General features: G+C 34.3%; 15 protein-coding genes. 10 read left to right on the forward strand and 5 right to left on the reverse strand.

Translation table 11 applies throughout. From position 1 onward, the window contains the following. The first annotated feature begins 2 nt into the window (after positions 1–2). The 8 genes from VCM44_RS02485 to VCM44_RS02520 are packed head-to-tail and all read left to right on the forward strand — an operon-like array spanning position 3 to position 7,379. Entirely contained in the window at positions 3–944 is a 942-nt protein-coding gene (locus VCM44_RS02485; RefSeq protein ID WP_114705770.1) for a radical SAM protein, read from the forward strand. Beyond that, positions 944–1,882, forward strand: coding sequence for a radical SAM protein (locus VCM44_RS02490; protein ID WP_114705769.1), 939 nt, complete (start codon positions 944–946; stop codon positions 1,880–1,882). The genes VCM44_RS02485 and VCM44_RS02490 overlap by 1 nt, the downstream gene beginning before the upstream one ends. Next, the gene (locus VCM44_RS02495; protein WP_334677911.1) at positions 1,872–2,801 is read left to right on the forward strand and encodes a radical SAM protein; all 930 of its coding nucleotides are present in this window, start codon (positions 1,872–1,874) and stop codon (positions 2,799–2,801) included. Before VCM44_RS02490 ends, VCM44_RS02495 begins: the two co-directional genes overlap by 11 nt. Then, entirely contained in the window at positions 2,801–3,706 is a 906-nt protein-coding gene (locus VCM44_RS02500; protein WP_334677912.1) for a radical SAM protein, read from the forward strand. The genes VCM44_RS02495 and VCM44_RS02500 overlap by 1 nt, the downstream gene beginning before the upstream one ends. Further along, entirely contained in the window at positions 3,703–4,797 is a 1,095-nt protein-coding gene (locus VCM44_RS02505) for a hypothetical protein (protein ID WP_334677913.1), read from the forward strand. Before VCM44_RS02500 ends, VCM44_RS02505 begins: the two co-directional genes overlap by 4 nt. A 5-nt stretch (positions 4,798–4,802) precedes the next feature. Then, entirely contained in the window at positions 4,803–5,639 is an 837-nt protein-coding gene (locus tag VCM44_RS02510; protein ID WP_334677914.1) for a hypothetical protein, read from the forward strand. 1 nt (position 5,640) lies between these two features. Beyond that, positions 5,641–6,318, forward strand: coding sequence for a hypothetical protein (locus tag VCM44_RS02515; protein ID WP_334677915.1), 678 nt, complete (start codon positions 5,641–5,643; stop codon positions 6,316–6,318). Continuing rightward, positions 6,315–7,379, forward strand: a complete 1,065-nt coding sequence (locus tag VCM44_RS02520; protein ID WP_334677916.1) for a DegT/DnrJ/EryC1/StrS family aminotransferase — start codon at positions 6,315–6,317, stop codon at positions 7,377–7,379. Before VCM44_RS02515 ends, VCM44_RS02520 begins: the two co-directional genes overlap by 4 nt. On the opposite strand, the gene VCM44_RS02525 is transcribed toward VCM44_RS02520, so the two are convergent. The 4 genes from VCM44_RS02525 to VCM44_RS02540 are packed head-to-tail and all read right to left on the reverse strand — an operon-like array spanning position 7,372 to position 10,459. Further along, positions 7,372–8,034 (reverse strand): PIG-L deacetylase family protein, encoded by a 663-nt coding sequence (locus VCM44_RS02525; protein WP_114705762.1) that lies wholly within the window; start codon positions 8,032–8,034, stop codon positions 7,372–7,374. The genes VCM44_RS02520 and VCM44_RS02525 overlap by 8 nt on opposite strands. Then, complete coding sequence (locus tag VCM44_RS02530; protein ID WP_334677917.1) at positions 8,031–8,942, reverse strand: radical SAM protein; 912 nt, start codon at positions 8,940–8,942, stop codon at positions 8,031–8,033. Before VCM44_RS02530 ends, VCM44_RS02525 begins: the two co-directional genes overlap by 4 nt. Then, on the reverse strand, positions 8,932–9,495 hold the full coding sequence (locus VCM44_RS02535) for a polysaccharide deacetylase family protein (protein WP_334677918.1): 564 nt from the start codon (positions 9,493–9,495) through the stop codon (positions 8,932–8,934). Before VCM44_RS02535 ends, VCM44_RS02530 begins: the two co-directional genes overlap by 11 nt. Next, on the reverse strand, positions 9,488–10,459 hold the full coding sequence (locus VCM44_RS02540; protein ID WP_334677919.1) for an NAD-dependent epimerase/dehydratase family protein: 972 nt from the start codon (positions 10,457–10,459) through the stop codon (positions 9,488–9,490). The genes VCM44_RS02535 and VCM44_RS02540 overlap by 8 nt, the downstream gene beginning before the upstream one ends. 105 nt (positions 10,460–10,564) lie before the next feature. On the opposite strand from VCM44_RS02540, the gene VCM44_RS02545 reads away from it, so the two are divergent. Beyond that, a complete protein-coding gene (locus VCM44_RS02545; RefSeq protein ID WP_334677920.1) occupies positions 10,565–12,307 on the forward strand; it encodes a tail fiber domain-containing protein in 1,743 nt (580 codons plus the stop codon). 65 nt (positions 12,308–12,372) lie between these two features. Here the strand turns inward: VCM44_RS02545 and VCM44_RS02550 are convergent, their stop codons facing one another. Continuing rightward, positions 12,373–12,975, reverse strand: a complete 603-nt coding sequence (locus VCM44_RS02550; RefSeq protein ID WP_114705757.1) for a radical SAM protein — start codon at positions 12,973–12,975, stop codon at positions 12,373–12,375. Between the two features lie 136 nt (positions 12,976–13,111). Here VCM44_RS02550 and VCM44_RS02555 point away from each other — a divergent pair, with 136 nt between their 5' ends. Then, positions 13,112–14,656, forward strand: coding sequence for a carbon-nitrogen hydrolase family protein (locus tag VCM44_RS02555; RefSeq protein ID WP_334677921.1), 1,545 nt, complete (start codon positions 13,112–13,114; stop codon positions 14,654–14,656). Positions 14,657–14,673 lie beyond the last annotated feature (17 nt).

A 14,673-nucleotide genomic window follows, 5' to 3' on the forward strand; every position in this document is an offset into this window, starting at 1 on the left:
TTATGGAAAAATTACCAGATTCATTGAGCAAAGAAGATATTCTCGAAATAGAACTCGAGTTAACAGGAACTTGTAATCTTGATTGTCCTCTTTGTTCAAGAAGTTATTCAAATGCTAAGCACTTGGTTAAATATAATGAAAGACCAGCAAGTGAGATTATTGCTCAACTAGATCAATACCCAAATATTAAAATGTGCTGTATGGCGGGAATGATATCTGAGCCTACTTTGCATAAAGAATTCTTTACTATAATGGAATATTTAATTGGGAGAGAAATCGAAGTAGAACTCTATTCAAATGCGTCACTTCATTCAACCGATTGGTGGAGAAAACTTGGGGCAATGATGAGTCCAAGAGATCATGTATTTTTCACAATATGTGGATCAACACAAGAACTTCATGAAAAGTATCGCGTTCGCTCAAGCTTACAACAAGTATTAGATAACCACGCTGCTTTTAAAGAAGGTTGTAAGTACGATATTGATTATCTACAGCATATAAAGTTTGAATACAATGCCAAAGACTTTGAAAGTGATGCGATGAAAGATATTCGATCACGCTTTAGTCGAGAGTATAATATTAATACTCTACCTTATAACGAAAGATTTGGTTTTATTAAAGATGAGAAAAATGACATTGCTTTAACTGCTGATCTAGCAAGAAGTTATAACTTAATCACAAGACATGCTAAGCGACGCTATGAGAGAAACCAGACTGGCGAAATTAAATGCCAAATGCGCTGTAAAAGCTTGGAAGAGAAATTTGTGGCAATAGATCAATGGGGAGAAATCTTTCCATGTTTCTTATATCGAATTTATAACGTCGGAGAAAAATTTAATCTCGACTATTCTAAAATAAACCAATTTAAGTACGATTTTTGCTATGAGTGCGAAGCAATGACAACCCAAATGCTAGAAGATATTGGTTTAGAGAGGATGGGATAATGAGTTGCAAGCAAACAACATTGCATCGAAGTGAGATCCTCGAACTTGAGATGGATCTAACGGGAACGTGTAATTTACGTTGTCCACTTTGTACAAGAAATTATGCTCATGCAGGTCACTTATTAAAAAGAAATGTACGTAGTTTTAAAGAAATTAAAGAGCAACTAGATACATTCACTAATCTTGAAGTATTCTATATGGCCGGAAATATATCTGAGCCGACACTCCATCCCGAAGTTAAAGAGATTTGTCGCTACCTTGTTGATCGAGGTGTTGCCATTGAACTTTTTACTAATGGTAGTACTCATAATCCAAAGTGGTGGGCAGAATTAGGTGAAATTCTTTCATCAAATGATCGCATCTATTTTACAATCTGTGGTTCTACACAAGAACTTCATGAAAAATATCGAGTAGGTAGTAAGTTACAAGATATTTTAGATAATCATCAGGGCTTTATTTCAACAAATAAAGAGGGAATCGATCATATTCAACATATTATGTTCAAATATAATCGTGAAGATTATGAAAGTGAAGCGATGAAAAGTATTATTGCCCGATTTAGTAAGACTTTTAATGTTGATACTGAAGGGCAGAGAACATTTAATGAATATGTAAAATCATTTGATAAGGATCTAATTCGTCCTGAGGATGAAAGAAAAAGGGCCATTGATGCTCTTTTTAATATAAAGCCAAAGCCAGGTGAAAGTTCGGATATTGAAATAAAGTGTATGAGCTTAAGAGATCGAAAAATTTATATTGATCAATTTGGCCAAATCTCACCTTGTTATGGCCATGCTGAATATGAAGGACCTGGACATTTCTCTGGTGAAGTTTTTGATTACGGTGAAGTTTTAAGTTTTAAGTTTAAGGATTGCTTTAAGTGTGAAAGGCGAATTCAAAAACTAATTGATGTAATGGAGTTGGACTTTGTCTGCTAGTAATGATGCCCTTATTCGTAGTGAGAGAATTGAATTAGATCTCACTGGAACATGTAATGCAAAGTGTCCTTTGTGTGCACGAAATTATAAGCATATAGAAGTAAAGTATAATGAACGCCATCTAAACGAGATCACAGATCAGCTAGATCAATTCCCTAATGCAAAATATGTCCACTTAGTGGGAGCATTTTCAGAACCTACTTTATATCGTTCGATTTTTGATTTATGTCGCTATCTTCGCAAGAGAGATATTGCTATAGAAATATGTACAAATGGGGACACACACAACCCCGATTGGTGGGCGGAACTTGGAACGATCCTTGGGCCAGAAGATAGCGTTTACTTTACAATATGTGGTTCAACTCAAGAGTTACACGAAATATATCGAGTAAATACGAGTCTTGCTAATATTAGAGCAAATGCAAAAGCATTTCGTGAATCTAATCCATATGGAATCGATTATATTCAGCATATCCTCTTTGACTACAATGCTAAAGACTTAGAAGACGGTAGTATGGATGAACTATTAAAAGAGTTCAGTAATATTAACCTAACTCAAACCTTATATCGTCGCGACACTGAAGTTTATAAGAATCCATTTAATTTGGATAAAATGCTTGTTACTCCTGAACTAAAAAGAAAGTACGACGTTATTATTAACTCTGCTAAGAAAAAATGGGGCGAGAAAGTTAGTGGAGGAAAAGATTACGATATCGACTGTCGCTCTTACCACAATAAAAGTATTCATATCGATCAGCACGGTACGGTCTTTCCTTGCTACGTTTGGTTAGAAGAAAGTCGACAAGATAAATGGGATTTAGATTATAAGAAAATTCAAAACTTTGAATATGAGTGTTGCCAAATTTGTGAAAAGAACTGCAAACGTTTAATGGATATGTGGGAGCTTGAGATTCTATAATGCAATATAATAAGTTTGTTGAATTTATAGAACTTAGTTTAAATAATAGCTGTCAATTACAGTGTCAGGGATGTCCAAGTTTAAATCCAGGACATAAGAATAAGCGTGAGTTAGATTTCTCAAAAGTTCTTCCCATTATAAAAGACTTTAATCCAAAAGAAGTCTTTGTTTGTGGAAATGACGGAGAACCTCTAGAACATAGTGATATAAACACTATTCTTGAACAGCTTGGCGAAAATTTTAATCAAGATATCTTGATTGCTACAAATGGTGAAAATCTAATGTCACTTGATGTTCAGCGGTTATCTAAATATAAAAATATTGTGTACCAGGTCGCTATAGATGGACCAACTCAGGAGATTCACGAACTTACGCGAAATGGTGGGAATCTCGAATTAGTTTTCAAAAATATTACTCAGTTAAAAGATAAACTCAATATTGAATTAATATTTTCACGTCACAAGCTTAATGAAGAGTATGCAATTAAAACAGCAGATCTTGTTAGGGATAAGTTTGGATTAGATCTCCTCTTTAGAGATACGACTCTTGTAACAGATAGAATCAGACCTCCAAAGAAGAAGAGCCTGAGAGGGAATATGGACTTTCTCTACAAGAAGGACCATTCAGCTCCAGTTAAGCCTTGGTTTAAAAGAATATATATAAATTCTGATGGTAATTGTTACCCCTGTGTTTCATTTATTTATGGTAAAACAAAAGTTGAGCCAATAAGTATTTATTCATATAATCATACCTTTGAGTTCTTTTCAGACTTTATTAAGTTCTCAAAAGAATTTTGTCGCTGCTTTCAGGCCCTTGGGAATACGACTCAATGTAAATTAAATTGTGATTTCTATATGAATAATTTTGAATATGATAATTTAGAAAGTATTAGGAAGATATCGTGATAAATAGTAATACCTCATTTGGTAAGTTAAATTCTATAATTGTCGGAAGAGAGTTAGAAATTAGTAAAAGAATTGCTGACTTTACGTTTCAACATTTTTACGGCGAAAATTTAACTCACGCTGTCTATGATCGCTTAGAACACGCTGGTCAAGAATATTATGTTAATCATGAGTTATTATTAAAAAGAAATGAGCAATTAGATAATTTAGCGGCCACATTTGAAAAATTAGGAGTTAAAGTTTACAGGCCTGAGCGACTTGGTGAAGTTGTTACGATTAAAACACCTGATTATAAAACTGAACTTTCTAGTGCTAGTAATGTAAGGGATGTCTCTCTCGTTTATCGTGATTATATAATTGAAACACCTACATATGTAAGAAATCGCTTTTTTGAAAATACGCTCTTATATAATGTTTATAACAAACTCTTTGACGGGGGGCGAGGTGGAAAATGGATTCGCTCACCACATAATAAACTTGTTGAAGAGGCCATGGACTTAAGTGAGTGGAATTCTAAAAGAGATTATGAAAATTTTGATCGCAGTAAATATACTATGGCCATTGATGGCGCACAATTTCTAAGAATTGGAAAAGATGTTATTGTAAATGTAAATTCATATAATCATTTCTTAGGACTTGAGTGGGTGAAGTCATTTTTTCCTGAATCTAACTTCCATACCGTTAATGTTGCTGATAACCATATTGATGGTGTTCTCGTTTGCTTAAAACCTGGTACTTTCTTAGTTAATCCTAAGTATAGAAATATAAAAGATTTCTTACCTGAAAAATTTAAGAATTGGGAGTGTCTATTTCCTGATGATTATAAGGCGGAGCCCGTTATTGAATCCGGGAAAACAGATATTGATATTCAACTTGCAAGTACGAGAGGAATGGATATTAATATCGTAAATATAGATGAAAAAAATGTGCTTGTTAGTGAAAGTGCATCTAACGTGATTGAGCTTTTAGATAAACATGGTTTTATTCCTCACCCAGTTAGACTCGAAAATTGTGAGATCTTTGGTGGTGGAATACACTGCTCCACGCTCGATACACATAGAGATGACGAATATATCGATTATACAAAGTAGAACGTATGAAAATTGCTCTTATTACAATGATTGAAAGTAATGGCCGAAGTACAAATGATGACAATGGTATTACTTTTGAAAATCAAAGATATTATGAAGACGAAGCTATTCTGTGTTTTGAGAATTGGCGTAAAAATGGTGGGGATTTAAGTGATATACCAATCTATACTTATTGTCCGTCCAAACACATTGTAAGTGCAAAAACGAAAGAAAAATTTAAAGAATTGAATGTAACTTATATTGAAAAATATCATGAAGAAACTGAAGAGTTTGAATCTGGTTTTATAAACGTACCATTTTGTGGAATGTTACTCGAAAGAGAACTTAAAGAGGATATTCTGATCCACATTGATCTCGATATGAACCTAATTAAACCAATTGATCAAACTCTTTTTGATATTGTTTATAATGGAAAAATTGTAGTTGGACAATATGACGATATATCAAAGAAGGATCAACGCTTCATAGGAGAAGACTGGGATAATCCTCTTGATACAGGCTTTATTATATCAAGAAGAGACAGTGGTTTTTATCACTACTTTTTTAATGAGTTAATGAAACTTTACGAAACAAATGGTGATGAGAGGTGGCAGAAGTATTGTAGTAATGTTGAGAAATACTTTTTAGAGGAATACGTTATAGAAAAAGCGTATAATGAAGGAAAGCTAGATATCTATCCTATCCAATACTATCAAGTAGGTGAAGGTTACGCTTCAGTTAATACCTTTCCTAAAGACCAATTAAGCAATATATACTTTTGGCATGAACATCTCTATCCAAACTCGAAATATGATAAAGTAAGAGAGAGAATAGCATATTTTAAACGTATGAAAGAGGTATGAATTGGATATTGAACATATCTTAAGAGAAAAGAAGATTGAATTCTTATATGCATCACAAGCAAAGCTTAAGGAAGAATTTAATATTGATGTTCCTGTCGGAACAGGCTTTGGTAAAAGTAAGAGCTTTTACTTTATCCCTGTAGGAAATAAAAAGTATGTTTTCAAACCAGCTCTTAAATACTTAGTTACAGAGGCTCCCGATATCGATCGTTCAGTGGACTTCACTTTTGATGAATTATTAGAAAAGTATCGTAAGGTAATGAATAAAAAGACAATATTACCGACGTTATTAGAGGAGTCTGAAAGCTTTCTTGTTTTTGAATATTACAGAGAAGAGAACGGTTGGTTTAAAATGGATGACCTTAAAGAAAATGATGGAAAGGTTATCGTTGAGCTTACTAAAAACTTATGGGGAAATGATCGAAGAGTACTTTTTCCATTCTATAATCAACTCTATTCTAAAGTTTATAAGAATGTTGAAACAGGTGAGATCAAGATAGTCGATTTAAAATACGTTGAAATTCAAAAACGTCGTCCTATATTTGTCTATATCTGCGATTATAATATTAACTGCTTATATTATCTCGAAAAGAATAGAAACCCTTTCTTTAATGTTAAGAATATATTAGCACGAGAATATCCAATCGTGGATGCTCAGGAAAAGTATTTATATACATGAAAATTCCTTTTTTCTATCCCTATTCATCAGATAAGTTAATTCAAGAAGTCCAAGAGGTTATTGTCTCAGGATATTGGACTGGTGGTGTAAAGGTTTCAGAAGCTGAATACTTATTGATGGAAAAATTCAATTTTCCTAACTTTGTTGCAACAAGTAGTGCAACTTCTGCTTTTGAAGTTATTTTGGATACGTTTTTTACTAATGAATCTGTAAATATTGTGGTTCCAACCAATACTTTTGCAACAACAGCAGAAGTTCCAAAGCGTTTAGGTCATAGAGTGATCTTTTGTGATGTTGATCCCATTTCAGGGATGATTGATACTAAACATTTATCAAAAATTCTTGAGTCACATGAGGTGAATGCTGTCATTCCTGTATCGATTGGTGGTGCACTATACGATAGGGAGAATTTAATTAAGCTTAAGAAAGAGTATGGTTTTAAAATTATTGAAGACTTGGCCCAGTTGATTTATCCAAATTGTTTTCATTCAGCTATTGATGCATCATTTTTTAGTTTTTATCCGAATAAAATTATTTCTTCTCCTGATGGTGGAGGCATGATCTTTTCTGATGAAACAATGATTAGTCTGGCAAAAGAGAGAAGACTACATGGTATACGAAAATTTTCTGATGGAAGCTATGATATCGTTGAATTAGGACGTAAGGCCAATATGACCAATATTAGTGCGGCATTTATAATCGATCAGCTTAATAATTTTGATGAAAAAGTAGATAGGCGCACTAGTCTCTATAAGAAATACGAAAGCTTATTATCTGAAAATATCAATTTAGTACCTACTTATAATGCTAATATACCATCGCTTTTAATCATCCATTCAGAGCGCCGTAATGAGCTTAAGACTTTCTTAAAAGAACATGGAGTTGAAACATCGATTCACTTTCGGCCACTTCATCTACATTCTCATTGGAATAATGGTGATACATTTAAAGGCGCAGAAGAGTATTTTCGAACTTCACTTAGTCTTCCTTTTTTTGAATGTTTAAAAGATGATGAAATTGAATATATCTGTGGCCTTATTGACCAATTTCATTCTAATTAATTAACCTTTCAATATAGAAAGACTCAGCTAGAGCTTCTCCACACATAGTCCCTTCTTTTTTTGCACTTATTTCAAGGTTCTCAATTGATCGAGGATGTGGGAAGGGATGGAGTTCTGTTTCATATGCCATCATGGCCTGAATTTTGATTTTTAAGTCAATCTCATCAATCGTGTTGTAATAGTTTGGATTGGTGCGTAGATGATAGACTGATTGATATTCGATACTAGAGGGAATATCAAATGCAAAAATATTACACTTCTTATAATTTGGTAGTGGCCTAAATGCTGTTAAAACGGCCTTGTTTGTAATTTGATGATCAAGGTTGAGATCATTATATGAGTGTGTATAAACAATATCAGGATTAATCTTCTCTTTTATAATCTCTATGTCTTTGACAATATCCACAAGATCGTAAGAATCCAAACGATTATCTTTATAATCTAGCTTCTTAAAATCTTCTACTCCTAAGATATTCATTGCCTTAAGAAACTCATTATGACGAATGTTAATATCTTTACCTTGTGCAGAAGAGCTATCTGTGAGAACTAAAATACTAACATTATCCTTATTTCTTATATGTTTACTTATAGTGGCTCCACAACCCAGGACTTCATCATCAGCATGGGCCACAACAATTAATATATTTTTATTCATGGTGCCACCTTTTTAAAGCTCCAGTAATCATCACATTCACATAAGTTAAAAGGACAAATAATGCCTTCTGTCTTAAAGTCACAAGTTAAAATATGTTTTTTAGTGTTCTTACATGCATATGACACTTGCGCATCGTAATGAATAATAAAGGCCTTGATATCGCATTTCCAACCTTTTAATTTGTTGTATCCATTAGCAAGAAAGTGAGACTTTGCTATATTTTTTTGAATATCACTAGTTTTAATCAGTGTGGTTTCTTTGTTATCGAGTGAAGATACTTTTTGTTCGCTTGCTTGAATGAAGTCTTCAATTTCAGGATCATATTCTTCGTATGTTGTATTATTATATTCTTCTTTGTGAAGTCTTATACAGTTGAGTGTAAGCTTCTTTTGTTTTGCCAGTTGATAGGCATCTTCAAATACTTCTTTGTACTTAATGAATTCTTCAATTTTATTTGTAAACAAGAATGCGATGTCGATATTGAATTGATTGGATAGAATCTCGCTTTTTTTGATGAAATCCTTATTTTTGTACTCTGGATGATAGCTTGCTGTGATTTTTATTTTTGAGCTTCTTTGTATTTTATTCCAAAAGCTTTCCGGCTTTATAAAGTTCGTTACAATACGTATTTCTTTTAAGTTTTCAATTGAGATTAATTCATCAATGACTTGTGTAAAGTCTGGGTGGAGGGTAGGCTCACCACCAATTAAGTTGATAATGAAATCTTCTTCTATATTTTTAAGTTTTTTAAGAATGATCTTACTTAGAGTTGAATAATTTGTGTCACTAGTAAATGGACGATAGTAGCAATAAGAGCAATCGTATTGACAATGAGACACCATTTCCCAGTTAATATTGAGAGGAGAGCCTTGTCCGATTTCTAGAATCTCTTGATTCTCATATTGCATTTTTTAGATCCTCTATCGCAACTCTCTCTTTGCCAAAGAAATTAATAATGCCACTTTGTTTTAATATTTCTTTGTATAGAGGTGCTTCATAATTATATGGGAAGCAGAAATCTTGAATTTCTATTCCATTTTCTTTGAATTTCTTAAACATTAAATCGGTATCGTCTTTTAGATGTAGATGAAGCTCTTTTATACTTGTGTTACTTCTTAGGTCGCGATGAGCATGAGAATGCCCGCCTATGAAGCAATTCTTGGTTGAAGCAATTTCCTTAATCTGGCTCCATTTCATATAATTGCTAGTGTCTTCGTTTTTGAAGTAGAGTTCATGTGCTTTTGCACATTCAATTACTGTTTCATTTTGTTCAATGTCTTCACTGGCCAAAATCCCAGTTGAAATAAAATATATCTTAGGTGTATTAAATTTTTTGAAATGTTCTAGTTTTTTGTATTGTGAATAAAGTCCATCATCAAACGTTATAATATAGTCAGATAGATCAAGATCTAACATCCAATCAAATACCTCATGAATCATTAAAACTTTCTTCTTATCCATATTTGTGCTCAGCAATTTTTCTTATGATTGACTTCACATCGAACTCTGGTGTGTATATCTCTTTTAGCTTTGCTGTATTAGGTGATCTTTTATAAATATCATCACTATTTTTACTGTAGACATCATGGAAGTTTAAATAATTAATTTGTGCGTCTACTTTAAGTGTGTCTCTTATTAAATGAGCTAATTCTTTAATTGTAATGAGGTTTTTATCATTACCAATATTAAGAGTTTGGTTATGAAACATATCATTCGATATTAATATGTCGATGGCCTTTAGGAAGTCTTCTACATCACAAAAACTTCGACATTGATTTCCATCGCCGTAAACATTAATACTACCTTCTTCTTTTGCATCCTTAATCATTTTTGGAATAACCATTCCGTAATCTGGTGATTGACCAGGACCTGTTACATTAAAAAGTCTTAGGGTGATATGTGGAATTTCATAACTCTTTATTAGAAATTCAGTCATAAGCTTATTACAAGCATATCCCCATCTCAAGGTATCAGGCGAGCCTATCTCAAGAGACTGATCCTCTGTGCATTCAGTGGCATTTCCATAAACTTCAGAGCTTGAAGCAAAGAGTAGTTTTGCATTAGATTGAGCAATTAATGGAAGTATATTTTGATTTACTTGATACTCATTTATAATGGCCGCATTCGGGTTCTCATCAATTTTTTTGACTCCTACAGCGGCTGCAAAGTGACAAAAATATGTGGTATCTTCTAATTCTTTTTTAAACCAATCTTTCTCTTGTTCGTTTAATAGTGCTAAGTCGAGCTTTTTGTAGATAATTTGGTCACTTAACAGAGACAATTCGTCAGCTTTAATGACATTAGTAGACTCGTTGTCAATGATGACTAAGTCGTACTTATGAAAGAAATTCTTGGCAATAGCGCTTCCAAGAAAACCTAATCCACCTGTAATAATCATTTTTTTCTTAGTCATATTTTCAGTCACTTGCACATATTTTATGTCGAGGTAAAATTATTTAGTTAATAATAATGCATTAAAATTTAAATACACTTATAATTATAACATAATGCATATTTAAAGGTGTCTCAAATGAATTACAAAAAACGAAATAATGAGTTTGGTTTTACCCTCGTGGAAGTAATGGTTGCCGCGGGGCTCATTGGTGTTCTTTCAGTTGCTCTAGTTAACATGATTGGAAATATTAATCGTACTTCTAAAAGAGCTTCACAAGTTTTTAACATACAACAAGAAATTCAAAGAATGTCAGGAATTCTTGCTGACCAGGATTCATGTGAAAAAACCTTTTCAGGTGAGTCTTTTGGTGGAACAGCAAGTGGAAGTAGCTTTAGCTTTAATCAAATTAATCGCTCTGATGGGCCAAGTCCAGCAGACTTTGATGTTATTTACCAACTCGATCAGGAACTTGGTGGAACAGACGGAATTGTACATATTGAAGAGATGACAGCGACAACAACTACCGGCCCAGGTCCAGTTTATTTGCAAAATGGAGTGAATGTAACAAAGGTAGATGCAAGCATTAGAGTACGCTTTCAAAAAGGTCGTGTTGGGGCCAATATCGATAATGTAAAGAAGAGTTCAGCCGGGGCGACAGATATTGCTCGTGACTTTCCTGTTAGCTTCGTTGTTAATGCCGCTACAGGTGCTGTTGTATCTTGTTATGGTTCACAAAATCAATTTTCAGATGCTGTATGTGATGCACTAGGTGGTGAAATTGATGCAAATGGAGATTGTACACAAGTGGAGCTCAAGTCTCGTGTTGCAGGAACAGTTGGAGTTGCTCTTGATTACTCTGCTCAAGTTGGTAGCAATACAGCTAGCCAGATTACTGTAAATAATAGTGCCAGCGTCCCACTTAGAATTCATAACGGTGGAAATAGTGCCATTGTAATTGATGATGATACAATTCAAGCAACAACAGGAGGCGGAACAAACCCTGATCTAATGGCAAGCCCGATGTTGAATATAAACCCATATGGCCCTGTTCATATCGGTGGTCGTAACACAAATGCTTTATCTTCTCATAGCACAGCTAATGTACCGATGAGAATTTATCGAGGTACAAATTTCATGGGATTTACTGAAGATACAATCCAGCCTTCATCGGGGGCTAGTAGTTTAACATTAAAGCTAGGGCCATACAGTAATGTTGAAGTTGGTGGACCAGGTTCTCAAAATATTACATCAACTGGTGTTGGTAGACCTTCGCTTAAAGTTCGAAGAGGAACTGGAGCAGCCTTTCTTGGTGCAGATGAAAACGCTGTTCAAGCATTTAATGGTGTAGGGGGAGCAGCAAACTTATTTCTAAATCCTTATGGTACAGCTAACGTCTATGTCGGGCAGTCTGGTCAGACATCTCATTTACGCGTTTATGGAAATATTTATCTTGGTGATCCTGGCCCTCTAGTAACAACTCGAGTGATGACTCTCTACGATAATTCTTACTTAAACTTCACATCTGATGAACGTTTGAAGAAAGAGATTGTAGAAATCGATGATGTATTATCTAAACTTGATCATATAAGAGGTGTTGAATTTGTTTGGCGCAGCAACGAGAGAAGAGATATTGGTTATATTGCACAAGACATAGAGAAGGTTTTTCCAGAGGTTGTGGAAAGAGATAAAGAGACAGGTATGCTAAATGTTCAATACACAAAAATGCCTGCGATAAATACTGCTGCAATTAAAGAGCTTAGAGCAGAGAACCAAGAGCTTAAGTTTAGAGTTAACCTTCTTATGAAGGCCCTGTGTGAAGGTGAAGATGCATATAAATATGAAGATGTATGCGCACTACCTTTAGCGCCTTTAGAATAAAGTTAAGACAAATAGATAATATAAAAGGGAGTCATGGACTCCCTTTTTTTATTTAGCTTTAATGTTTAAACGAGATTGCAATCGCAGTGATAACGAAAGAGTGTTTCAAAGCTGTCTTCACTAATTCGCTTCTTATTTCTCATGAAGAGCTTAAAAGCATCCCCACGATTAAGAGTTTGACCGTGTTTCATATTACAGGCCAATTTGAATGAAATATGAGGGTATTTATCTAAGAAGTCATCAACCATATGGTGATTATCATTTGTAACTATGATGACATAAGTTACTTGTTCTTCGTCCATATCGGGAAATTCTATTTCCTGGTCTAGGGTTTCCACACAATGATAAAGAACTTCATCAATATATTGTAAGTATTTATCACCATATCTTTTAATGAAGAGCCCATTTGTGAAAACATCAATTGTGCAATTAAGCTTCACAAGATGCTCAAAGACTTTTTCCATCGTTTTTGGATCAATTAAACCTGGCTCACCTCCACTGAGGCTAACTGTAGCACCTTCTGTTACATTATAAATCTTCTCAAGGAGCATCTCCTTGCTGATTGGATTCTTCTTATTGCGCTCATGAGTGTCTATGATGCAATACGAGCAATCCCAGTTGCAGTTAAAGGTAGTAATTATAGTGAATTCATCACGAGCTTCGGCCATAGAATTATTGTAACACGGTACAAAATCGTAAAAAAGCTTTATTTCTTCTTAAGATTTCGGTCAGTTAACTTCGTCTTGTCCACAGTGAATTTACTGCTAAAATAGTAAGCATAAAGAATGAATCAAGGATGATTTTATGGCCAAAAAGGCAAAACAAGTAAAGCTTGAGGTAAGACTATCTCAACTTAGTGATATTGACGGAATTTTTGATCTAGTTGAGCGATCTTATACTGGATTTCAAGATTCATATACAAAAGGGATGATTAGAGGACAGATTACTAATTATCCTGAAGGTAATTTTGTCGCTACCCTCAATGGAAAGATTGTGGGCTATAGTGCAAGTATTCTCATTTCAGAAAAGAAGGCCATTGCAAAGCATACTTGGGCAAGTATAACTGGCCGAGGCTATGGATCAACTCACGATGAAGACGGAGATATTCTTTACGGATATGAAACTTGTGTTGATCCAGATATTAGAGGTCAACGAATAGGACAGCGCTTATATAATGCAAGAAAGAGACTGGTTAAGTACGAGCGATTAAAAGGAATTGTATTTGCCGGACGTATCCCAAATCTTAAAAAGAAAATTAAACAAGTCGAAAGTGTTGAAGACTACATCAACCAAGTTAAAGATAAGAAGATACGAGATACAACTCTTGGCTTTCAATTACGTAACGGATTTGAGGTTCTTGGTATATTAGAGAAGTATCTACCAGATGATAAAGAGTCCATGGGTTATGGAGTACATTTAATTTGGAGAAATTCAGAGTATGAAGCACGAGACAGTAAGGCAGATCGTCCGATTAAACAAAACTCTGTAAGAATTGTTAGTGTCCAATATCAGCAACGTGGTATTAAAAGCTTTAAAGAATTTGAAGACCTTGTTGAATATTATGTCGATGTTACTGCTGACTATCGAGCAGACTTTGTTTTATTTCCAGAGCTTTTCACAATGCAGCTTCTTTCAATTAAGAACGAAGAAGTAACTGCAGACGTTGCTATTGAGCATATGACTGCATACACAGAAGACGTGAAATCTTTATTCCAACGTCTGGCCGTTAAGTATAATGTGAATATTATTGCAGGATCTCACCCAACTAAAGTAGGGGATAGAGTTCATAATATAAGTTATATCTGCCTTCGCGATGGACAAATTCATGAGCAAGCAAAAATACATCCAACTCCTGATGAGCAATATTGGTGGAATATTGAAGGGGGAGATGAAGTAAAAGTAATTGACACTGATTGTGGCCCAATCGGAGTTCTAATTTGTTATGATAGTGAATTCCCAGAGCTAACAAGGCATCTTGCTAACCAAGGGATTAATATTCTCTTTGTTCCATTTTTAACAGATAATCGCCAAGCTTATTGTCGAGTGAAATTCTGTTGTCAAGCACGTGCTATTGAAAATCAAATTTATGTTGCAATGGCCGGAAATGTTGGAAACCTTCCACGTGTTAATAACGTTGATATTCAATATGCTCAAAGTTGTATTTTAACTCCTTGTGATTTTCCTTTCGCTCGTGATGGGATCGCTGCTGATACAACACCAAACGTAGAAATGGTTGCTATCGCTGACTTACGTATTGATACATTACTTGAGGCCCGTCAAAATGGTGCTGTTAAGAATTTAAAAGATCGAAGACACGATCTCTATTCAGTTACATGGCATGGTAAATGATTTAATCATTTACCATG

Origin of the sequence: Halobacteriovorax sp. DPLXC-1 (genome assembly GCF_036903125.1) — a bacterium.
In the GTDB taxonomy this organism is placed as follows: domain Bacteria; phylum Bdellovibrionota; class Bacteriovoracia; order Bacteriovoracales; family Bacteriovoracaceae; genus Halobacteriovorax_A; species Halobacteriovorax_A vibrionivorans.

Coding starts and splice junctions, on each gene's coding strand:
- VCM44_RS02525 (WP_114705762.1), bottom strand. CDS start 8,034: ATGAATAAAAATATATTAATTGTTGTGGCCCATGCTGATGATGAAGTC.
- VCM44_RS02490 (WP_114705769.1), top strand. CDS start 944: ATGAGTTGCAAGCAAACAACATTGCATCGAAGTGAGATCCTCGAACTT.
- VCM44_RS02500 (WP_334677912.1), top strand. CDS start 2,801: ATGCAATATAATAAGTTTGTTGAATTTATAGAACTTAGTTTAAATAAT.
- VCM44_RS02520 (WP_334677916.1), top strand. CDS start 6,315: ATGAAAATTCCTTTTTTCTATCCCTATTCATCAGATAAGTTAATTCAA.
- VCM44_RS02555 (WP_334677921.1), top strand. CDS start 13,112: ATGGCCAAAAAGGCAAAACAAGTAAAGCTTGAGGTAAGACTATCTCAA.
- VCM44_RS02550 (WP_114705757.1), bottom strand. CDS start 12,975: ATGGCCGAAGCTCGTGATGAATTCACTATAATTACTACCTTTAACTGC.
- VCM44_RS02545 (WP_334677920.1), top strand. CDS start 10,565: ATGAATTACAAAAAACGAAATAATGAGTTTGGTTTTACCCTCGTGGAA.
- VCM44_RS02535 (WP_334677918.1), bottom strand. CDS start 9,495: ATGGATAAGAAGAAAGTTTTAATGATTCATGAGGTATTTGATTGGATG.
- VCM44_RS02485 (WP_114705770.1), top strand. CDS start 3: ATGGAAAAATTACCAGATTCATTGAGCAAAGAAGATATTCTCGAAATA.
- VCM44_RS02530 (WP_334677917.1), bottom strand. CDS start 8,942: ATGCAATATGAGAATCAAGAGATTCTAGAAATCGGACAAGGCTCTCCT.
- VCM44_RS02510 (WP_334677914.1), top strand. CDS start 4,803: ATGAAAATTGCTCTTATTACAATGATTGAAAGTAATGGCCGAAGTACA.